Consider the following 21,802-nt stretch of genomic DNA (forward strand, 5'->3'; position numbering starts at 1 on the left):
CAAAACTCCTTTATACATCTGTGGAAAGCGGCAAAGTGATAATAAATGTGGAGCCAATTCCTAAGTTACTTTCCACGCTTATTTTACCATTATGCGCTTCGACAATATTTTTTACAATCGATAGGCCTATTCCCGTGCCAGTTTTTCCGCGAACACGTGCTTTGTCGGCTTTATAGAAGCGTTCAAACAGGAATGGGATATCTTCTTCAGCAATACCGCTACCGTTATCGATAATCTTAATCACCAGCTCATCCGCATAGAAATTCGCTGTTTCATGAACTTCAACGACACCATCGTAATCCTCGCGTCCCGTATGACGAATCGCGTTCATGATCAAATTCACGAGCACCTGCTCCATTCGATCTTGGTCAAATGTATATTCCAAATCTGGATCATCGGCTACCAATCGGAGCTTCACATTATTTTCCTTCGCCAACACTTCAAAATTTGACACCACTTTATCCAGGAATGGTACAATTGGTTCTCGTTTTTTATCTAATTGATTAAAACCTGCTTCCATTCTCGCTAAATCAAGCATGTCATTCACTAATCGCCCAATTCGCAACGACTCATCATAAATAATTTGTGCAAATTCCCGAACTTCTTCATCGGTCTGCGCCACACCATCAATAATCGCTTCGCTATAACCTTGCAACATCGAAATCGGGGTCCGCAATTCATGCGAAACATTGTTTACGAAATCCGTTTTCATTTTTTCTAGTCGTTTTTCCTCTGTCATATCACGAATAACCGTAACGATACTCCGAATATCATCTCCATTATAGAGCAATGTTAAAATGGCTACATAGGTCTGATCACCAAACGAAATCTCGCCCACTTGCTCCTCACGTGTTTTCCAAATGTTTGATAACATCTCATCTAATTTGGGGGGAATCAACACTTTATCACTATTTTCTGTAGAGAAAAACCAGTCATGCAAGAACTGTTCTGCAGGCGGATTGCTCAATATAATCGTCTTATCAATATTGAATTTAATAACACCGTCTGCCATACCTACCAAAATATTCGAAAGTTGCTCCTTTTCTTGGCGAAGCGCACTAATATTGTATTTTAGTTGTTGCGCCATTTTGTTAAAAGCAATGCCTAAGTCACCAATTTCATCGTGCGTGTACGTTGGCACCCGATTATCAAAATTCCCTTTAGAAACCGCAATCGCAATCTTTTTCATTTCTCGAAGTGGGTAGGACATGCGCGAAGATAGAATATAAGACAAAATCGACGTAACAAGCACCGCTATAATTCCTGAAATGACCAAGGTTTTCGTCACTTGCCCAGTAATTTCTAAAATATCACCATAGGAACGATATACATACACCGTACAAATATTCCCATCCATCGTCTTAAAACGCTGCGCTCCCATATGTACAGTTTCATCCGTCTGATCTTGGTAGAAATTATAACTTTCACTAACAAAATCGCCCTTGTCTAAGTGTTCATTAAATTTCTTATTGCTAAATAGTTTTTGATAGGAAGCATCATTCAAGTGCATACTCGTCTGCTTAGACGCAATAACTTTCCCATCCTGCTCCACAATAATTCCTATCGACTCATCCAAGAGTTGAAAAGCCGAATCAAGCGTATCCAAATTTTCTCCCGATTCAATCAAATCCCCTACACGCTCTGTCGTTGTGTGAATTCCCTCTGTGATTTGTTCGGAATTTTTATCCCCATATGTAACTGCAATGAAAAAACCCGTTGCAACAAGTACAGCCGTCAATAGTAGAATGATAGAACCCCATATTTTCCCTACAATACTATGCCAAAATCTCATTCTCATCAGCCCTTTGATTTTGAATTTCATCCGCTTTCCGCTATTTTTCAACGCTTTATAGACCAAAAAAGATAGGCTTTGTCATTAATCGCACCATGCAAAACCTATCTAACTATTTTTTAACATTATACTGTCTCGGTTACTTCAAACTTGTAGCCGAGTCCCCAAACCGTTACAATCATTTTGGCAGCTTCTTCGGATACATCGTAGAGCTTCTCACGTAAACGTTTGACGTGAGTATCAATTGTACGCAAGTCCCCGAAGAACTCGTAGCGCCATACCTCTTTTAATAGGGATTCACGGTCAAATACTTTGTCCGGTGACTTCGCTAAATAGTAAAGCAAATCATACTCTTTTGGTGTTAGATTGATTTCTTGCCCTTCGACAATGACACGATGTGCTTCGTTATCAATCTTCAAATGTGGGAACGTAATAATATCCCCAGGGGCGCTTGTGGCAATTGGATGACTGTGTTGTTGCGCGCGTCGTAAAACAGCCTTAACACGTAGTACAACCTCGCGCGGGCTAAACGGTTTTACTATGTAATCGTCAGCACCCACTTCGAATCCTTGAACGCGATTGGCTTCTTCTCCTTTAGCCGTCAACATTACGACAGGTGTTGCTTTATACTCTCGCAGTTCACGACACACCTCGATGCCATCTTTTCCTGGCATCATTAAATCAAGCAAAATCACATCATAGCTATTCTCAATGGCAAGCTGTAACGCCTGATCTCCATCACTAGCTTCTTCAATCTTATAATTCTCACGTTCAAGATACATTTTTAGTAAACGCCTAATCCGGTCTTCGTCATCCACAACGAGAATTTTCACTTGCTCACTCATAGGTAATCATCCCCTTACTCGTTTCTCCCAAAAAACTGGAAACTTATTTCGGTATGTAGCTATTCCCCTAGTCTTTCGTACCTTTTTATTGACAGTTTGTTCACAACTTTAGCATAACACACAATTATTCATATTGCTCCAACAAATCGCCATCTTTTGAAGAAATTATACATGTTTTTTTTAGTTTTAGCTATTTTAAAGCATCATTTCGTAAAAAAAAGACACATTTTTAGTCACTAACAGCAACAAAAAACTAGGGATAATGGCATGTATTCCCCTAGATTCTCATTCAAAATGTAAAATTATCTATGTTGTTTGCTTTACTAAATCTAGTTTTGCAGCAATGCTATTTTTTTTTTGTCTCCAAACTGTGTTAAAGCTTTGAGTTTTTTTACTTCATGATGGGTTAGCTCTCTGCGTTCACCAGCATTAAGCCCTTTTAAGTCTAAGAAGGCATAAGCTTCCCTTGACAATTTTTGCACAGGATGACCAATGATGTCAAACATTTTACGCACTTGCCGATTTCTACCTTCATGAATAATGACTTCTACAATTGCTTTTTCTTTCTTCTTATCAAAAGATTGGAGGCGTACTTTCGCTCTTGATGTTTTGCGACCTTCTAGCATAACGCCATTTTCTAATTTGCGCAAAGCTTCTTTCGTTGGAATTCCTTTCACTCGTGCGATGTACCGCTTCTCAACTTCGAATTTTGGGTGCATCAATTGATTCGCGAAATCGCCGTCATTTGTCATTAATAATAGCCCTGACGTATCATAATCAAGACGCCCAACAGGGTACAAACGTTCTGGAATGTCTGTGAAAAAATCTGAAACGACGCGGCGCTTCTTATCATCAGAAACCGCAGACATGACGCTGCGTGGCTTGTAGAGTAAGAAGTAACGTTTTACTTCCTGCGTCAATTCAATCCCATTGACCTCGATTTTATCAGAATTGCCTACTTTTACACCAAGTTCGCGAACGACTTGCCCATTTACTTTTACTTTTCCTTCTTCTATCATCACTTCGGCTTTTCTACGCGATGTGATACCAGCATTTGCAATTACCTTTTGCAACCGTTCCATCTTGCACCTCTTTTTTAGCACTGCTAATTATTCTTTACTTGCCCTGAAACCGATCGAAAAACAAATCCATTTCATCTTGTACCATTTCCTCAGTGTCTGTGGTATCCATCGATGGCAAGTCTTCTATCTTATTCAAACCGAAACAATCCAAGAATTCAGATGTCGTCACATACAGTTTAGCACGACCAGCACCTTCTACGCGACCTTTATCCATTATCAACCCTTTGGAAATTAATGTATGAATTGGGCCGTCCGTTTTCACGCCACGAATATCATCAATTTCCATCCGTGTAATTGGCTGACGATATGCGATAATTGCCAGTGTTTCAAGCGATGCCTGTGACAAACTTGTATTTCCTGGAACCGTCACTAGTTTGCGCAAATAAGCTGCATTTTCTTTTTTGGTTGCTAGCTGAAATGTGCCTGCAAGCTCTAGCAAAAGAATACCACGTTCAGGATTCTCGGCATAATTGTCACTCAATGTTTCCAATAAATTGAGGGCTTCAATATGGCTGATTTCCATAACCTCTGTTACTTGTTTTGTGCTTAATCCTTCGTCACCGGCTGCAAACAGCAGGCTTTCCAGAATGCCTAATTTCTTATTCACGCCTCTTCTTCACCTCTACTAAAAACATATAACGTCGCGAAACTTTTAGACTGCGACACGCCGATTTGGCTTCGCTTCATCAGTTCTAACACAGCTAAAAACGTAACGATTAACTCGTCTTTTGTTGAAGCCTCAAATAGGTCTTCAAAAGCAACACGACCATCAGTAGCTTCAAGATGGTCCATCACATCATTCATCCGCTGATCAATCGATATTTCTTGTTTCGTGATACGCGTATGAAGCGGCTGGTTCCATTTTTTTCGCCGTAACATCTTGTGGAACGCACCTAGCATATCATTTAGCGACACATCTAAATTCACCTGCTTATTAGATGTATCATATTCTCCTAAATCCATCGGTGCTTTACCAAAGTAAAAATTGCGTTCTGATTCTTTTTCCTTCAATTGACGCGCAGCTTCTTTAAAGCGTTTATATTCCATCAGTTTCTCCACCAGCTCATCCCGTGGATCGACAGAGTCATCAAAATCATCTAAATCGATTTCCAACTCTTGTTTTGGTAACAACATCTTGCTTTTTATAGCTAGAAGTGTCGCTGCCATTACTAAGTACTCGCTTGCCACATCTAGCTCAAGCTCTTTCATCAGATGGATATATTCTAAATATTGATCGGTAATTTCCGCCATCGGAATATCATAAATATCAATTTCCAGCTGTTGAATGAGTTGCAATAACAAATCCAGTGGCCCTTCAAAAGCCTCCACCTTAAAATTAATTCCTGACATACTTGTTCCCACCTTAATGAAGCGGTAAATCAAGTTGCACTAGGTTCTCATAGGACTCCCGTTGCACAACCAGCCTATCCTCTCCGTTTTCCACAAAGACAACGGCTGCACGTGGAATTCGGTTGTAGTTATTGGCCATCGAGTAGCCGTAAGCCCCCGTACAAAACACTGCCAGAACTTCCCCTGCATCTGATTTTGGCAATGGTAAGTCCCAAATCAACATATCGCCAGACTCACAGCATTTACCAGCGATGGCTACCGTCTCATCTGGCTCTTCTAACGGACGTGACGCAATCACTGCATCATATTTTGCTTCATATAAAGAAGGTCTAATATTATCCGACATACCGCCATCCACCGCAACAAATTTTCGAATCTCTGGTACTTCTTTACGTGAACCGATTGTATAAAGTGTTGTACCAGCTTCCCCAACAAGCGAGCGGCCCGGCTCAATCCAAATCTCCGGCATCGCAAGTGCATTGTCCTGCGCAACTTCACGCACATCAGCAATAATCGCACGTACATATTCAGAAGGCGGCAACGGTTTGTCATCCGCTGTATAGCGTACACCAAATCCGCCACCTAAGTTCAACACATCCGCATGAAAATCAAGCGAATCACGCCAAACTACCAATTGTTCCATAATACGATGCGCCGCCAATTTAAATCCAGTCGTCTCAAAAATTTGCGACCCAATATGGCAATGCAGCCCAATCAATTGAAACGCCTCATTTGCCATCACACGTCGAATCGCCTCTTCCGACTGACCATTCGTCAATCCAAAGCCAAATTTCGAATCATCTTGTCCTGTCAAAATATAATCATGCGTATGCGCCTCAATCCCCGGTGTCACACGAATCAACACAGCTATTCGCGACTCCTTTTCACGTAACACATCCGCTAACAATTCAATTTCATAAAAATTATCAATAACAATACAGCCGATACCATAATCAATCGCCATTTCAAGTTCTTGTCTTGTTTTATTGTTCCCATGAAAATGAATCCGTTCCGCTGGAAAACCAGCCTTCATCGCAGTAAACAATTCACCACCCGAAACAACGTCTAGCGACAAGCCTTCCTCATGCATCAACTGATAAATAGCTACCGTCGAAAAAGCTTTACTCGCATAAGCAACTTGCGCTTTCACACCAAGCTCTTCAAATGTCTTTTTAAAACCACGAGCACGCTCTTTAATTAACGCAACGTCGTATACATATAGCGGTGTTCCGTATTTTTGAGCAAGCTTCAAAGTGTCTACCCCTCCAATTTCTAGATGTCCAATTTCATTTACCCGCATCGTACCAAATGATTCAAACGCCACGCCAATCCCACCTTTTCGTTTAATTAGAATACAAAAGTTCCTTTATATAGTAGCATACAAGCATGCCGAGGTACAATAGCCAGTTATGAATTCATAGAAAAACGAGATCGAGCACACCCCAAATAAATCGGTGACAAGCGCTCGCACTGTTGGGACTGTTCGAACAAAGTGAGTTACAGTCCTAATATAAGCATGCAACATGAACGGTTATTCCTCTCCAAATCCTCTTGATACAGACGCTTTCGCTCGATTTATGTTTAGCGGAAAACACGTCTTATCCGAGAAAAAAGAGGTCCGTGATTTCCTTCTTATTTTGTGTAAAAATCAGTTATGTTTCAGGCTTATCCAAACATTATTTCACATTTTTCACAAGTGCTTTTACATACGTTAAAAAAGTCTCTTTTACACGTTCCGTTGTTTCGATTACTTCTTCATGGTTTAGCGGTTGGTCAAGAATTCCTGCCGCCATGTTCGTAATGCACGAAATACCTAGGCAACGCAATCCGCAATGATTCGCGATAATAACCTCAGGAACGGTTGACATACCCACTGCATCTGCACCAAGCGTACGCAGCATCCGTATTTCAGCAGGTGTTTCATATGTTGGACCAGTAAGCCCAGCGTAAACCCCTTCTTTCACGTCCAATTCCAACTCTTGCGCTAGCATACGAGCTTGTTCGCGCAATTCTAAGCGATATGCATCTGACATATCAGGAAAACGCGGACCAAAACGGTCGTCATTTTTGCCAATAAGCGGGTTTGTTCCTGTGAAATTAATATGATCCGAAATAAGCATCAAATCCCCAGCATGGAACAGTTCATTCACGCCGCCAGCCGCATTCGTCACGATTAAAATATCTACCCCTAGCTCTTTCATAACATGCACAGGGAACGTCACATCTTGCATCGAATACCCTTCATAAAAATGGAATCTACCTTGCATTGCAACCACTTCTTGATTTTCCAGCTTACCAAAAACAAATTGACCAGCATGTCCTTCTACCGTCGACGTTGGAAAATGTGGGACTTGATCGTACTTCATCACAGTTGGCTCTGTAATTTCATCTGCTAAAACGCCCAAACCAGAACCTAAAATCAAACCAATTCTCGGCTTGCCGTCACAGTTTTCCCTAATTTTTTTTTACCGCTTCCATTACGTTTGTATAATTCATACTTCTTGTCTCTCCTTCTTAGCTTCTATATTTTAAGCACGCGGATGATATTGTTTGTAAACATCCTTTAATCGCGCCTTTGTTACATGGGTATAAATCTGTGTCGTCGAAATGTCTGCATGGCCTAGCAATTCCTGCACCGAACGCAAATCGGCGCCGTTTTCTAGCAGATGAGTTGCAAAAGAATGACGCAACGTATGAGGCGTAATCGGTTTATCAATGCCCGCTTTGGCCGCAATCTGCTTCAAATTCTTCCAAAAACCTTGGCGTGTCATGCCGCGACCATGATGATTCAAAAATACAAAATCATTGCGTTCAGAAGCCCGCCGCAACCGAGTTCTCCCAAATTCCAAATACCGTTCCAACACCGTCGTAGCCGTCTTACCGAGCGGAATAATCCGTTCTTTGTCACCTTTTCCGATTGTCTGAATGAAGCCCATCTGCAAGTGCAAATCATCCATCTGCAAATTCACCAACTCCGTCACCCGAAGCCCTGTCGCATACAACACCTCAAGCATTGCCTTATCGCGCATTCCAAGCGGTTTAGCACCATCCGGCGTTTCCAGCAACTTCTCCACATCATTCAAATTCAGTATTTTCGGCAATCCTTGCGCTTGCTTTGGCGTCTCAATCTGAATCATCGGATCACGATCTGCCAACTTCTCATGCAATAAGAAATGAAAAAAAGAACGCAAAGAAGCAATGTAGCGCGCCACCGTTCGCGGTGACTTTCCTTCTGATTTCGCAAAAGCCATAAAGCCCACAATATGTATTCGTTCCACATCTCGAATCGCCATTCCGCCTTGCTCTTCCTTCAAATACCGCGCAAAATAACGCAAATCCCGCTCATAAGCCGTTAATGTATTCGACGCCAACCCTTTTTCCACTTGCAAAAAATGCAAAAAATCGAGTATTAAATCATCCATTTCCTAATCTCCTCATTTTCGCGCGATGTCAACACATAGAGCAATATTTCCTCACTATTTTAGTATACCAAAAGGAATCGCCATTACAAAATAAAAGAGGGCTCAAACATGATGAGCACCTCCGATTCGTATTATTCTGCCTTTTTCAATTTATTTTGGCAACTCGTACAGATGCTTGAAACGTCAAGCGATGGTCTTTCACGAGGAAATGCCACTTCTGTTCTACTACTTTCTCCACATCGTCCAGTAAATCTTCTTGAATCTCTTCTACCGAGCCACATTCTAAACAAACAAGGTGATGATGGAAATGTTTCGCGCCTTCTTTTCGTAAATCATAGCGTGCCACACCATCACCAAAATTAATTTTGTCCACAACACGCAGTTCATTCAATAGTTCTAATGTCCGATAAACTGTCGCCAAACCGATTTCTGGCGCTTTCTCCTTCACCCGTAAATAAACATCCTCTGCGCTCAGATGATCCTTCTCATTTTCTAATAAGACCCGCACTGTCGCTTCACGCTGCGGCGTCAATTTATAGCTTGCCTCGTGTAATTGCGATTTAATCCGTTGAATTCGGCCTTCCATAACATGCCCTCCCTCAGGAACAAACAAGTATCCTTAGTAGCTAGTTTATAATAATTCTAAATAAAAATCAAGTCCTGACATTTTTCAATAAATCTACTAAACCAATTGAAACACATGGTTTTTTCATCTATTTAAAGATAGCATAAAAGGAATAAAAAGTCTATCGAGATTATCAATTACAACATCTTCCCATTACTTATTTATACTCATTATCATTTAGCTTTTGCAAGCAAGTAAAGGAAGTAAGGTGCACCAATCACCGCTACAACAATCCCCGCAAAAATTTCAGAAGGCTGCACAATAATGCGTCCAATCGTATCTGCGACAAGCAATAATAACGCGCCAATCAATGCTGAAATTGGCAACACCCACCGATGTCCACTACCGACAAGTCGTCTTGCGATATGGGGGCCAATCAAGCCGATAAACGCAATCCCGCCACTAACCGAAACACACGCCGCAGCCAAAGCAACCGCAATAACGAGCAAAATTAGTTTTTCCCGTTCCGTTTTTACGCCAAGACCCGTTGCTACTTGATCGCCAAACCCGAGAATATCCATCGTCTTCACTTTAAACATACCAACTGTCATCAACACAAGTAGCCACGGCAATAATGCGAAAACATATTGCCAGTTACTCGCCCAAATATTCCCTGCAAGCCATTCCGCAACAATTTGATAATTTTCAGGATCTAGGCGAATTGTTAAGAGTGTCATCAATGCCGCGACTGCAGCAGACACAGCGACCCCAGTCAAAACAAGCCGGTTCGGCAACAACCCCTCTTCACGGCTATAGGATAATCCGTACACGATAGCCGCAACAACAATGCCACCCATAAATCCAACAAGCGGCATAAACATGACAGGTACATCCAGCGTCGACGGAAAGTACGAAATATACAACATCACCGCAAGCCCTGCACCATTATTTATCCCCAAAATTCCTGGGTCCGCCAAACCATTTTGCGAAACTGCTTGTAAAATCGCACCAGAAACCGCAAGTCCCGCGCCAACAAGCACCGCTACTACAATTCGAGGCAAGCGAAACTGCGAAATAATTAACGTATCCTGTGCCGAACCCTGCCCAAATAACGTTTTGATAACATCCAGAAAGGGAATTTTAGAGAAGCCTGCATTGACACTATAAATGAACGTACCAACAAGCAAAATAACTAATACCGCCAAAATAACAAGGCGTTTGTTTCTCACTTTTGTCTCCATTGTCGTTCCCATCATCACAAACTCCTCCTTTCTTTCCGAGCTACATAAAGGAAGAAAGGAACACCAATCAACGCAAAAATAACACTAATCGGCGTTTCGTACGGGGGATTAACCATCCGTGCGCCAATATCCGCGTACAGCGTTAACAAAGCTCCTATAATCGCTGAACATGGAATAATCCAACGATAGTCCACGCCAACCATATAACGTACCAAATGAGGCACAATCAAGCCGATAAAGCCAACAGGCCCCACAACCGAAACTGCAAGCCCCGCCAAAATAAGCACAATAAACATTGATAATAACTTCGTCCGTGTCGTATTTTGCCCAAGACCAACCGCAATATCATCGCCCAAACTAAGAATCGTCACGGATTTGCTAATCAAAATCGCAGCGAACAACGCACCGAGTAGCCAAGGCCAAACGACCGCAATTTGCGACCACTTCACGCCAGCAACCCCACCAGCAAACCAAAACGCCAAATCTTGACTCAGCTTAAAGTAAATCGCAATCCCCTCACTAAGCGCCGTCAACAAAGACGCAACTGCCGCACCAGCAAGCACTAACCGTGTTGGTGATAGGCCACCCTTCACAAGCGCACTCACACCAAAAACCAAGACACAGCCAAGCGCCGCACCAAGAAACGAAAAGAAAATCAGCGAATTGTAACTAAGCCCTGGAAAAAATGCAAAACAAACCGCTATCATAAACGCAGATCCTGCATTAAGACCAAGCAAACCACTGTCCGCAAGCGGGTTTCGCGTCATCCCTTGCATAACCGCACCAGCAACCGCAAAAGCAGCACCTACCATCATGTCCGCCAACACTCGTGGTATACGCAATTCCCAAATAATTTGGTTTGTCGTAAGCGTCTTATCATAATGAAACAAGGTGTTCCATACCGTCGCCAAATCAATATCCGCCGCGCCAACAGCAATACCAATAAACGCCGAAACTAGAAGTAAAGCAATACCTGCCGTCAGAATCACCGTCGCCATCACCGGACGCGTTTTTAATTGGGAAAGTTCTTTTGTCTTCATGCTTCCTAATCCCCCATCATATGTACGTGGAAACTGGCTTTCACACCAGCCTCACCATTTTACTTACTCATTTCCAGTTATTTTATTAACCATAATTTCCATTTGTCCTTCAATCGCAATTGGATCATAATTATACATCTCATCAAAATCCATCGTATAAATATGTTTTGCTTTGTATGCCGGCAAGTCTTTCCAAATGCTCGACTGTTCTATCTCATCTAGCGCCCCATTGCGGCTATCGCCGTGTTTAAACCGCGTGACAAACATGTAATCCGCCGCAAAATCAGGCAATACTTCTAACGATAATTGCTTGTAGCCATCACCTTTGATTACTTGATCTTGAATTTTTTGTGGCGCCTTTAATTGTAATGCGTTATACAGAACTTGTCCACCTCGACCCCAATTATCACCAAAAACATAAAAGTTCTTATCATCGCCTTCATATAGTCCAACCGTTGCATCCGGCGCGATAGCCCCTTTTATTTCTTCTCTTGCCTTCGCAGCTTTTTTATCGAAATCAGCAAGCCAATCTTTCGCTTCTTGCTCTTTACCGACTAGTTTTCCAATCGCTGTGAGTTCGTCTTGCACATTTTTATACGTATTGTAAGGGATTAGAACTGTTGGCGCAATTTTTTTTCATTTGGTTGTATTCATCTTCCTGCGATACAATGATTAAATCCGGTTGTAATTCTGCTACTTTTTCTGGAGAACCTGGATCGCCGATATCTTCCACACCTTCCTTATAGGATTCTAAATATGGATTTTGCAATACGAAAGATTTCGCGCCAATCGGTTTCACACCAAGCGCTGCGAGAGAGCCCATGTATTCCGTCACCACAATTTTTTTCGGATTGTTAGGTATTTCTACTTTTTTACCGTTAGGCATGGTGTATGTACGCATTTCCGGCTGTCCTTCCGCCTTTTGGTCACTACCACAACTTGCTAAAACAAGGCCCACAAATACTGTAATGGCTATCAGAATCATTTTTTTCATTTCAATAAAACCCCTCTTCATCAATCGAGAATGATTATCAATATCACTTAAAAAATTATAGCAATCTCCGTTTCAAAATGCAATCTTTTTATTAAAATTTTTTCTTGATACCCCTTACCTATTGCAACTTGTGAGAAAAAAAACTATACTAGATATGAGAATGATTATCAATCGCGCACAAAGGAGCGATGTTTCGATGAATAAGTTACAAACAGACAACTTACAAATAGCGTATGATAAGCGTGTTATTGTGGACGCTTTAAATATTGAAATTCCTAAAGGTAAAATCACGGCTCTAGTTGGCGCCAATGGTTCCGGAAAATCTACCATCTTAAAAACGATGTCACGCCTCATGAAACCATCTAAAGGTGGCGTTTTTCTGGATGGTAAAGCGATTCACCGTCAATCAACAAAAGAAATCGCCAAACAATTAGCGATTCTACCGCAAAATCCAACAGCACCAGAAGGCTTAACCGTCACAGAACTGGTCTCTTACGGGCGTTCCCCACATCAAAGTGGTTTAAAATCCATGTCTCAAAAAGACCGAGATATGATTAGTTGGGCCATCCGCGTCACGAGTCTAGGCGATTTTGCCGACCGTTCTATTGATAGTTTATCCGGAGGACAACGTCAACGTGCTTGGATTGCCATGGCCTTGGCGCAAGAAACAGATATTTTATTTTTAGACGAACCGACGACATTTTTAGATATGACACATCAGCTAGAAGTTTTGATGTTGCTCAAACAATTGAATTTACAAGAAAATCGGACAATTGTTATGGTTGTTCACGATTTGAACCACGCTTCCCGTTTTGCTGATTATATGATTGCGATTCGCTCCGGACAAGTCATTTCTGAAGGCGCTCCTGCAGAAGTTATGACTGAGCAGACGCTAGAAGATGTTTTTGGCATAAAAGCGGATATCATGGTAGACCCGAGAACTGGCGTGCCTTTATGCTTGCCATACGAAACGTGCCAAGCCTGTGAAATCCGACAAGTCGCAACAAAGATAGCAGGTGAAGTCGTTGTCAAACTTGTATGACGTTACGATTATCGGCGGCGGTCCAGTTGGGCTTTTTACGGCATTTTATAGTGGCTTGCGCTCTTTAAAAACAAAGATTATCGACGCCGAGCCCGCAGTTGGCGGCAAAATCCGCTATTTCTATCCAGAAAAACTAATTCGAGATATCGGTGGTATTCCAGCTATAAAAGGACACGATCTTGTGAAAAACTTACATGACCAAGCGCTGACATTTAACCCGACTATTATCTGCAATGAACGCATTATCGATTTGAAGCGACAAGCTGATGGCACATTCCTACTCATATCCGAAAAAGGTGCCCAACATCATAGCAAAACCGTCATCATTGCAGCTGGAAGTGGGACGTACGAAGTGAACAAATTAGAAGCATCTGGCAGTGAAACATTTGATAGCCAACTTCATTATGATATTCAAGATGTATCAATTTTTAAAGATAAGCATGTCGTTGTTTCTGGCGGTGGGAATGCAGCCATCGACTGGGCAGAAACACTTGATACAATTGCCTCAGAAGTCCACCTCATTTATCGCGGCGAGAACTTCAAAGGACATGAAGAACGCGTCAAAGAACTGCACGATTCCAACGTCTTTATCCATGTGAATCATGAAATAACTGCGCTTCAAGGTGACAGCCGAACGCTCACCAACTGTATCATTCACTGCAACAAAGACGGTAATACTACCAAAATAAAAGCAGATGCTATCCTAGTCAATCACGGTGTCAAAGTCGATATCGGCTCCATGCAAAGTTGGGGTCTCCATTTCGATGAATCTGGGATTGTTGTCAATCACGAAATGGAAACAAGCATCCCAGGAATCTACGCATGTGGTGACATTTGTGCCTATCCACGCAAAATGCGAATTATCGCTGCTGGCATTCACGAAGGTCCAATCGCCGTCAATAGCGCGAAAAACTACCTTGATCCAAATGCAGCAGATGTTGCCATGGTAAGTACTCACCATGAAAGTTTTCATCACTAAAAAAATGCCTGAATCTTCCTTCTAAACAAAGGTGATTCAGGCATTTATCATTTCCCAGCTTTTCTCGATTCACAAGCTGCTTTAAAATTCTTCCAACTACCGAAATAATAACGAATTAGTCGGAAGTCTTGACACTCGCCCATTGTCGGGAAACGTCGCATAATTCGCTCCGTCTCCAATACATCTTCTATTAATTTATCCTTAATCGCCTGTCCCTCTTCTTCTTCGGCAAACTTCTTCAGACCAGCACTCGCAAGAAATGCCTCCCAAGAATCATAATATTCCATTACAGACATGTATAGTGGAAATTCATACGGTCCACTAATAGGTGGCCTTCCTAATTCTTTGGCAATTCGCTGTACTTCTTCAATTAAGAACGCTTCCTTATATACTCGGCGTTGCACTTTTTCCAAACCTGCCGCTCGCAATGCTCCTTGCCACGAGCCAAATAACTTGCATGCAATTTTGAAATGCTCGTACATACTTTGTCTAGGAACTCGTCCTTGTGTCGCTACTAACTGCTGTAATTCTGCAATAATAACTTCTTTCGTCACAATTGCTTCTTCTGTCATTCCCTTTACCCCTTTTCTTATGCCTTAATCGTTTCGTTACATATATGTTTTATCATAAAATCGGCAAAGAAACAACTAACTGTACAAAAAAACCTGAAAATGGAGAAATCAGGTTTGTTTTTGCTCTACCATACCACGCTCTGCGATCACAATCATCTGCATAAATTTATCAATAAGTGGTTGCATATCTTCCATTGTCGCATCTGGATTTTTTTTGAAGGTAGACTGTTACTAATCGGGTAATATACTCAAATATACTTTCGATAACATTCGACGCATCTTCCCGCGCCACATCCTCACGTAGCTTTAGTCCATCCAACATCTGATTTACAAATACTGTTTGAACCGCCATCATTTCATTAAAATACGCCGTCATGCGCTCTGCCAAAGCTTCCGGAGGATTCGCAAACGACTGCATAATCAGCTTGAAAACCGCAGGATGCCGATGACTAAAAGCTAGTTTCTGCTTCGTCGACCAAATCGCCCCCTCCACAAAATTACCCTTAGGCATATCATCCATCGACACTTCCTCCATCGCCAAATCCACCGAATACGTCACGGCCGCCGTATAAAGCTTCTCCTTCGAGCCAAAATAATGGAAAATCAAGCCCTTTGAGACACCAGCGGCCTCGCAAATCCGATTCGTACTGGCCGCCTTGTATCCGTGACTTGCAAACTCCTCTACCGCCACATCAAGTATTTTCGCACGCTTGTCCTCCATCACACTTTCAAATCCTTCTTCTTATACAAGACAAATGTCAATGTAACGAAAACAACCAAAGCAATTACTGAAATCCAGACGTCCGTGCTATTCATCCAACTTGTCAATCTATCAGACGGAATCGCAAAATTAATCGGCGATGCATATTTAAAGAAATCCACAGTATCATTTAATCCAGAGAGAATTCCCAAAATATACGTAATGAAAACAAGTGCCAAGCCAATCGGTGTTGCCTGTTTTGAAGAACGAACAATCGCTGAGAAGCAAAAACCAGCACTCATAAAACACAAAAGCAACCAATAATTCCGTTATAAAAACACGCCCTAGCGACTGCATTAAATCACTCGTCTGCGCTCCATCCTGCTTCAAGAAAATAACCAACGCAGCAGAAATAACAAACGTAATCGCCCAAAAAGCAATAAATGAAATCGCATTTCCGACCATTTTCCAAGCCACAAGCTCCGAACGCGTAATCGGTTGCGCATAAAGAAACTCAATCGTGCCATCCGTCTCTTCCTTCACAAGCGCCTGTGCCCCCGTCATTGCAGCGTATACGCAAGCAGCAATAAAAATATACTGGAATACATACGCAAAATATGCATCAATCTGGGTCAAATCTGCCATTGAATTAATGTGCAACACGCTCAACATTTCTTTTGGCAAAGCATCCATCTTCATATTCACCAAATCCTGCATCGCACTTGATTGCATACTAGGGAAAAACGCCATAAAAATGCCAAGTACTACCGCCACTACCGCTGACCAAACAAGCAAGCTTTTAAAATGAGTTTTCCATTCTATTTTCAAAATATTCATTTTACCTTGCCTCCTTCGTACAACGTCATGAATTTATCTTCCAGCTCTTGATTCGTAATCGATAAATCCTTAATCCCATCTGCGCCAAGAATAGGCAATACCTTCTGCACATTGCCGTCAAATGTAAGGCGAGCACTATTTTCTGTGGTTTCTAGGATCTTCGCGCCAGCATTCACAAGTTCAGTTACAGGCAAAGCCTCCCCTTTAATCACAATCACCTTCCCTGATAGCTCTTGCTCCGCGATATTTTCCAGCGCAACAATTTCACCATCACGGATAAAAGCTGCTCGCGTACTATATTCCTGAATTTCGCGCAAATTATGACTGGATAAGAAAATTGTCATACCTTCTTCTTGATTTTGACGCGTCATTTCCTTAAATAAATGATGCTGCATCAATGGATCTAATCCATTCGTTGGCTCATCTAAAATCAACAATTTTGGCTTCGTAATTAGTCCCGCCACAATCGCGACTTTCTTTTTATTCCCAAGTGACATATCTCCAAAATGCTTGTGCGGATCAATATCAAACATCTCATAGTAACGCTTCATCTGCATTTGTGCTTTGTCAATATTATGAAACTTCGCCGCAAAACCAATAATATCATTAGCTGTCATTTGTGGATAATAACGTACTTCACTCGGTACGTAACCGACCATTTTTTTAATGTCCGCAGACTGTTTGACAATATCCTTGCCAAGAACCGTTGCACTCCCCCTAGAAGCATAAATAAAATTCAACAAAAGCTTAATCGTCGTGGACTTTCCCGCGCCATTGGGTCCAATAAATCCAAACAATTCCCCCTCTTCTACAGTCAAATTCACACCCTCAATAGCTCGCTTCTTATGATAGAATTTCGTTAAATCATGCGTTTCTATCGCCTTCATTTACTATTCCCCCATTCCATAATTGACCGTCTAGTCAATGCGATTATACTCCTTTTTGACCAAGTAGTCAATAGTTAATCTATTCAACAAATCGAGTAGGAGGAGACGTTAGGTTCCGACCTCTCACACCGCCGTACATACGAATTCCTATAAGATAGTGAAAATTGTTCACAAATTTGACAAACCGCTTCACCCTATTTCATGATATACTACGATAGTACTATAAAAAGGGAGGATTTTATTTTGGGATTTTTAGAAGCTTACAAATCATTTTGGCGTAATTATGTGAATTTCACAGATCGCGCGCCACGTTCTGCATACTGGTACGTCGTTTTGTGGAACGCCATTATTGTCGCACTATTTTATATTGTTGTCTTGATTTTAGCAGGGACAACAGTCGCAACTGCATCCATTACGAATGGTGAGGATTTAAGCCTACTGTTTACCGCTGGTCCAATGTTGTTCCTATTACTCTTGATGTGGTTATACGGCCTAGCTTGTTTTATACCAACGCTTAGCCTAATGGTTCGCCGTTTACGCGATTCCAACAAGAGCCCGTGGTTTATCTTACTTGGCTTGATACCATTCGTTGGTGGCATCATTTTGCTTGTCTTCATGTGTTTACCAAGTGAAGATTCATTCGACACAAGCCATGATTTTTAGTCATAGAAATAGCAACCCGACTCTAACTATTCGTTGGAATCAGGTTGCTATTTTCGTATCACGATTAGTTTTGCTATTTTACGTTTAAATCATCGCGCATCGGTATTTTTGTGTGGATGTATTCATGATAGGCTGCACCCAAGTTGGGATGAAGCAGGACATTCCAATCATTAAAGTTAGATGTTGTTGGATAAACATAGTTAGCTGGCCAATTTTCTGCCTTTAAAAGGCCATCCACCGTATCGTCACGTGTATTACCCGCCACATAGGAATCTCTAGGCAGAAATCCAATATCGTCATCCGAAGCGATTTTCATCAACTGCTTCCTATTAGAAGGTATATTTTGATAATTAATGTACCGATTATCGATGAAGGCACCGTTCTTCGTATTTGCTGTTCGAGTAGGATAGTTTAGTTCCATTCCGATTTTATAAGAACTTTCCCACCGTTTCCAATCTATCGTATTATTCGCTACTAACCAGTTGGACAGCTCAGCTATACGTACATACGTATCTCCTAAGCCGAATTCGCCATTTCCATACATAATGATTCCTGTATTTCGGAAATGGTTATTCATAATAAGGATATTTCTTCCGGACTTAAACTTAATTCCGCCACTAGCCCCGTTTTGGAATCCACGGACATGGTTGCCTACAAAATCGATGTTTTGTGAACCTCTTAGATAGATAAGTGATAGTTGATGAATCAGTGTTTCTTTATGAAGAGCTATTTGCTTACCACTACTCGATTGCACTCGGGACTTTCACCCGTTTTTTGTTTGCCCATACTGGGCAAACAAAAAACGCACCAGCAAGACACTGGTACGCCACCATTTCTCAACGTAAAGCATTTAATAATTTCCAATATTGTACAGCATATACTGTTTTAGCGTCACAAATCACTTTTTCTTCTATCAATTGCAACGCCTCATCAATATTTACTTCCAGAATATTTACAAACTCATCTTCATCCGCCTGCAAAGGATTGGCTTGCTTCTTTAAATCCTTCGCAACATAAATATGTAACAACTCATCCGCGAAACCTGGGGATGTATAGAAAGAAACTAGATGTGTCAGTTCATTCGTTTTAAATCCCGTCTCCTCTTCTAATTCACGACTTGCCGTTAGCATTGGATCTTCGTTCGGTTCAATTTTCCCAGCTGGTATCTCAACAATTGTTTTTTCTAACGGTTTGCGGTATTGTTCTACCATGAGCATTTTATTTTCCGCTGTAATCGCAATCACTGCAACAGCACCGGGATGTTTTACAATTTCACGTTTACTAAGCTTGCCATTTGGTAATTCCACATCGTCAACGACTAATTTTATAATCTTCCCATCAAAGATTGTCTCACGCTTTACTGTTTTTTCTTCTAGTGAATCCATTCAAAACACTCCATTTCTCATTCGTTTTATTCATTATACCATAAGCTAGACTTAGGGGAATTTACATCGCACGACTGATAACATCTTTTCTGTCAATATGGTATGATATATTCAAATCAGTTAGCTTATATAAACGATTTTTTGTAACAGTTTCTACAAATACTTAATCCTTAAAAAAATAAGGAAGCCTAAGGAGAAGATAGACATGGTAGTATTTAAAAAAATTTATGGCCTTCACTGGCTCAATCGTCTTAACACTTGTTTTGTTCGGTATTTTGGCAAGCATCTTTGTGAATAACTGGTTACTCATTAGTAGCATCACACTGGTCGTCGCTGTCGTGTTGTTCATCTTTTCTGCCAAAGCTGGGGATAAGGCACATGCGATTCAAACAGGTTTAACAAAAAAAGAATTTAAATACATTCGCACAAATCTTGAAGAATCCCGCGCCAAAATATTGCGTCTTCAAAAAATCACATCCGCACACCGTACCTTGTTCACCTTCCAAGAACGTGACAAAACACTCTTACTTACAAAACGTATCTACGGTATTGTGAAAGAAGAACCAAAACGCTTTTACGACGCAGAAGACTTTTTCTTTTCCCATCTTGATTCTCTTGTTGAGCTAACAGAAAAATATGCTTTCTTAGACAGCCAACCGGTGAAAGATAAGAAAATTTACCAAACACTTTCAGATACGCGTACCCTTCTAAATGACTTAGGTCGCGTTATTGAGAAAGACCTTTTCTCGCTGCTAAATAAAGATGTTTCCAACTTGGATTTTGAGCTAGAAGTAGCCAAGAACTCCATTTCCAAGCAGCAGAAGAAATTTGAAAGGAGAACACCGAAATGACCGAAAACCAAAAGCCAAACGAACCTGAATTTCAAGCAAAAGAAACACCAACATATACAGATCCAAAGGCAGAAGTAATTGATGCTAATTTCAACAAAACATTGGACGATTTATTAGCCGATCCGTTCGGAACAAACGGCTCACAAACCGTTCAAGAAATTGTAAACAATGAAAGTGATAAAGCGCCACGCCTTGTCGACATGTTGCCAGAAAGCAACCGTCGACAAGCCGTTGAACTAGCTAAGCAAATTGTGCCAGGAAATCAAGCAGCAATCCTAGGTTATGGTGCGCCTGCACAAGCCAAATTGCACGACTTCTCCCACTCTATGCTCAATCAAGTTCAAAAGCAAGATGTTGGCCCCATAGGTGAGATAATTAGCGATCTCATGTTCCGCTTACAAGAAGCCGATCCTGACGAACTGGCAGCACGCAACAAGAACGTTTTCACAAAAATGTTCTCTCGCGTCAAACAATCCATTAACGAAATCACTTCTAAATATCAGAAAATGGGAACACAAATTGATCGCATCGCTTTGAAATTAGAACATGCCAAGAAACGCTTAATGGAAGACAACTCATTCTTAGAACAGTTATACGACAAGAATAAAGACTACTTCCAAGCTTTAAATATCTACATCGCAGCTGGTGAACTAAAACAAGAAGAAAATAAACACCAAACTACTTCCAGAACTCCGCAAAAAAGCAGAGCAATCCGGCGACCAAATGGATTTCCAAGAAGTCAATGACTTAACACAATTCGCCGATCGCCTAGAAAAACGCGTGCATGACTTAAAACTAAGCCGCCAAATAACCATTCAGCAAGCACCACAAATCCGGCTTATTCAAAATACAAACCAAGTGCTAGCAGAAAAGATTCAATCTTCCATTATGACTGCTATTCCACTTTGGAAAAATCAAGTAGCCATAGCACTAACACTTTTACGCCAACAACAAGCAGCTGAAGCGCAGCGCCAAGTATCCGAAACAACAAATGAACTTCTAAAACGAAATGCGGACATGCTAAAAACAAACGCTATCGAAACAGCTCGCGAAAACGAAAGAGGCATTGTCGACATCGAAACACTGAAAGAAACACAATCAAGCCTTATCGAGACATTACAAGAAACATTGAAAATCCAGCAAGAAGGCCGTGCCAAACGTGCCGTAGCAGAAAAAGAACTTGTTTCAATGGAACAAGAACTAAAAGACCGCTTGCTAGAACTGAAATAATATGTCTACAAGCATCGATTATCAAAAGTCAAAGTCAAAATGTCTTCTGACCTAGAAAACTACGTATCAAAAATCGGCAATTAGATTTTTGATACGTTTTTTCTATATAGACGAGGTTGGGACGAGTCTGGGACATAACCCAAATAAATCGGCGACAAGCGCTCGCATTCAGGGAGTTTGGCGGACTTCCGGTTCTACTTCGCATACGCTACGCTTAACTTCTCGCATGGTCGGGGATACGACTCCCTCCCTGCTTTCAGTCATCACATACACCAGTATGCTGCGCTTCCGGCTTCCACCAAACTCCCTGAATACAAACGCTTTC

20 protein-coding genes and 4 pseudogenes are annotated in these 21,802 nt (G+C 41.4%); 5 read left to right on the forward strand and 19 right to left on the reverse strand.

The window, feature by feature from the left end; translation table 11 throughout:
- Positions 1-10: 10 nt before the first annotated feature.
- From PRIP_RS11265 to PRIP_RS18275, 13 genes and pseudogenes are all read right to left on the reverse strand, one after another.
- The gene (locus PRIP_RS11265) at positions 11-1,792 is read right to left on the reverse strand and encodes an ATP-binding protein (protein ID WP_036101275.1); all 1,782 of its coding nucleotides are present in this window, start codon (positions 1,790-1,792) and stop codon (positions 11-13) included.
- Between the two features lie 125 nt (positions 1,793-1,917).
- Positions 1,918-2,637 carry a response regulator transcription factor gene (locus PRIP_RS11270; protein ID WP_036101251.1) on the reverse strand — a complete coding sequence of 240 codons (720 nt, stop codon included), beginning with the start codon at positions 2,635-2,637 and terminating at the stop codon, positions 1,918-1,920.
- Positions 2,638-2,966: 329 nt separating this feature from the next.
- Positions 2,967-3,719, reverse strand: coding sequence for a pseudouridine synthase (locus tag PRIP_RS11275; RefSeq protein ID WP_036101252.1), 753 nt, complete (start codon positions 3,717-3,719; stop codon positions 2,967-2,969).
- A gap of 34 nt (positions 3,720-3,753) precedes the next feature.
- Positions 3,754-4,326 carry an SMC-Scp complex subunit ScpB gene (scpB, locus tag PRIP_RS11280; RefSeq protein ID WP_036101253.1) on the reverse strand — a complete coding sequence of 191 codons (573 nt, stop codon included), beginning with the start codon at positions 4,324-4,326 and terminating at the stop codon, positions 3,754-3,756.
- A complete protein-coding gene (locus PRIP_RS11285; protein ID WP_036101254.1) occupies positions 4,323-5,069 on the reverse strand; it encodes a segregation/condensation protein A in 747 nt (248 codons plus the stop codon). Before PRIP_RS11285 ends, scpB begins: the two co-directional genes overlap by 4 nt.
- Before the next feature lie 13 nt (positions 5,070-5,082).
- Positions 5,083-6,393: a diaminopimelate decarboxylase gene (gene lysA / locus PRIP_RS11290; RefSeq protein ID WP_036101255.1), complete on the reverse strand. Its 1,311-nt coding sequence runs from the start codon at positions 6,391-6,393 to the stop codon at positions 5,083-5,085.
- Positions 6,394-6,745: 352 nt separating this feature from the next.
- Entirely contained in the window at positions 6,746-7,528 is a 783-nt protein-coding gene (locus PRIP_RS11295; RefSeq protein ID WP_052008870.1) for a purine-nucleoside phosphorylase, read from the reverse strand.
- Between the two features lie 69 nt (positions 7,529-7,597).
- Positions 7,598-8,491, reverse strand: coding sequence for a site-specific tyrosine recombinase XerD (gene xerD, locus PRIP_RS11300; RefSeq protein WP_036101256.1), 894 nt, complete (start codon positions 8,489-8,491; stop codon positions 7,598-7,600).
- 131 nt (positions 8,492-8,622) lie between these two features.
- Positions 8,623-9,077: pseudogene (fur, locus tag PRIP_RS11305) on the reverse strand (ferric iron uptake transcriptional regulator).
- Between the two features lie 212 nt (positions 9,078-9,289).
- Positions 9,290-10,297: a FecCD family ABC transporter permease gene (locus PRIP_RS11310; RefSeq protein WP_420912123.1), complete on the reverse strand. Its 1,008-nt coding sequence runs from the start codon at positions 10,295-10,297 to the stop codon at positions 9,290-9,292.
- A gap of 14 nt (positions 10,298-10,311) precedes the next feature.
- A complete protein-coding gene (locus tag PRIP_RS11315) occupies positions 10,312-11,337 on the reverse strand; it encodes a FecCD family ABC transporter permease (protein WP_036101259.1) in 1,026 nt (341 codons plus the stop codon).
- Positions 11,338-11,400: 63 nt separating this feature from the next.
- Entirely contained in the window at positions 11,401-11,925 is a 525-nt protein-coding gene (locus tag PRIP_RS18270; RefSeq protein WP_420912121.1) for an ABC transporter substrate-binding protein, read from the reverse strand.
- Positions 11,926-11,929: 4 nt separating this feature from the next.
- Positions 11,930-12,331 (reverse strand): substrate-binding domain-containing protein, encoded by a 402-nt coding sequence (locus PRIP_RS18275; protein WP_420912122.1) that lies wholly within the window; start codon positions 12,329-12,331, stop codon positions 11,930-11,932.
- A 196-nt stretch (positions 12,332-12,527) separates the two neighbouring features.
- On the opposite strand from PRIP_RS18275, the gene PRIP_RS11325 reads away from it, so the two are divergent.
- Positions 12,528-13,373 (forward strand): ABC transporter ATP-binding protein, encoded by an 846-nt coding sequence (locus PRIP_RS11325; RefSeq protein WP_036101260.1) that lies wholly within the window; start codon positions 12,528-12,530, stop codon positions 13,371-13,373.
- Positions 13,357-14,352, forward strand: coding sequence for an NAD(P)/FAD-dependent oxidoreductase (locus tag PRIP_RS11330; protein WP_036101261.1), 996 nt, complete (start codon positions 13,357-13,359; stop codon positions 14,350-14,352). The genes PRIP_RS11325 and PRIP_RS11330 overlap by 17 nt, the downstream gene beginning before the upstream one ends.
- 47 nt (positions 14,353-14,399) lie before the next feature.
- Here PRIP_RS11330 and PRIP_RS11335 read toward each other — a convergent pair whose 3' ends face one another.
- The 4 genes and pseudogenes from PRIP_RS11335 to PRIP_RS11350 form a co-directional block, all read right to left on the reverse strand.
- A complete protein-coding gene (locus PRIP_RS11335; protein WP_036101262.1) occupies positions 14,400-14,924 on the reverse strand; it encodes a homing endonuclease associated repeat-containing protein in 525 nt (174 codons plus the stop codon).
- A 108-nt stretch (positions 14,925-15,032) separates the two neighbouring features.
- Positions 15,033-15,645 (reverse strand): annotated as a pseudogene (locus PRIP_RS11340) (TetR/AcrR family transcriptional regulator).
- Positions 15,645-16,461: pseudogene (locus tag PRIP_RS11345) on the reverse strand (ABC transporter permease). The pseudogenes PRIP_RS11340 and PRIP_RS11345 overlap by 1 nt, the downstream one beginning before the upstream one ends.
- Positions 16,458-17,348, reverse strand: coding sequence for an ABC transporter ATP-binding protein (locus PRIP_RS11350; RefSeq protein ID WP_036101263.1), 891 nt, complete (start codon positions 17,346-17,348; stop codon positions 16,458-16,460). Before PRIP_RS11350 ends, PRIP_RS11345 begins: the two are co-directional and overlap by 4 nt.
- Before the next feature lie 243 nt (positions 17,349-17,591).
- Here PRIP_RS11350 and PRIP_RS11355 point away from each other — a divergent pair, with 243 nt between their 5' ends.
- Positions 17,592-18,011: a DUF805 domain-containing protein gene (locus PRIP_RS11355; protein ID WP_036101264.1), complete on the forward strand. Its 420-nt coding sequence runs from the start codon at positions 17,592-17,594 to the stop codon at positions 18,009-18,011.
- A 73-nt stretch (positions 18,012-18,084) separates the two neighbouring features.
- Here PRIP_RS11355 and PRIP_RS11360 read toward each other — a convergent pair whose 3' ends face one another.
- Complete coding sequence (locus tag PRIP_RS11360) at positions 18,085-18,765, reverse strand: hypothetical protein (protein ID WP_036101265.1); 681 nt, start codon at positions 18,763-18,765, stop codon at positions 18,085-18,087.
- Positions 18,766-18,847: 82 nt separating this feature from the next.
- On the reverse strand, positions 18,848-19,396 hold the full coding sequence (locus PRIP_RS11365) for an NUDIX hydrolase (RefSeq protein WP_036101266.1): 549 nt from the start codon (positions 19,394-19,396) through the stop codon (positions 18,848-18,850).
- Positions 19,397-19,623: 227 nt separating this feature from the next.
- Here PRIP_RS11365 and PRIP_RS11370 point away from each other — a divergent pair, with 227 nt between their 5' ends.
- Positions 19,624-20,247, forward strand: a complete 624-nt coding sequence (locus PRIP_RS11370; RefSeq protein WP_036101267.1) for a 5-bromo-4-chloroindolyl phosphate hydrolysis family protein — start codon at positions 19,624-19,626, stop codon at positions 20,245-20,247.
- Positions 20,244-21,477 (forward strand): annotated as a pseudogene (locus PRIP_RS11375) (toxic anion resistance protein). The gene PRIP_RS11370 and the pseudogene PRIP_RS11375 overlap by 4 nt, the downstream one beginning before the upstream one ends.
- Positions 21,478-21,802 lie beyond the last annotated feature (325 nt).

The organism is Paenilisteria riparia FSL S10-1204, from assembly GCF_000525995.1.
GTDB classification, from domain to species: Bacteria; Bacillota; Bacilli; order Lactobacillales; family Listeriaceae; genus Listeria_A; species Listeria_A riparia.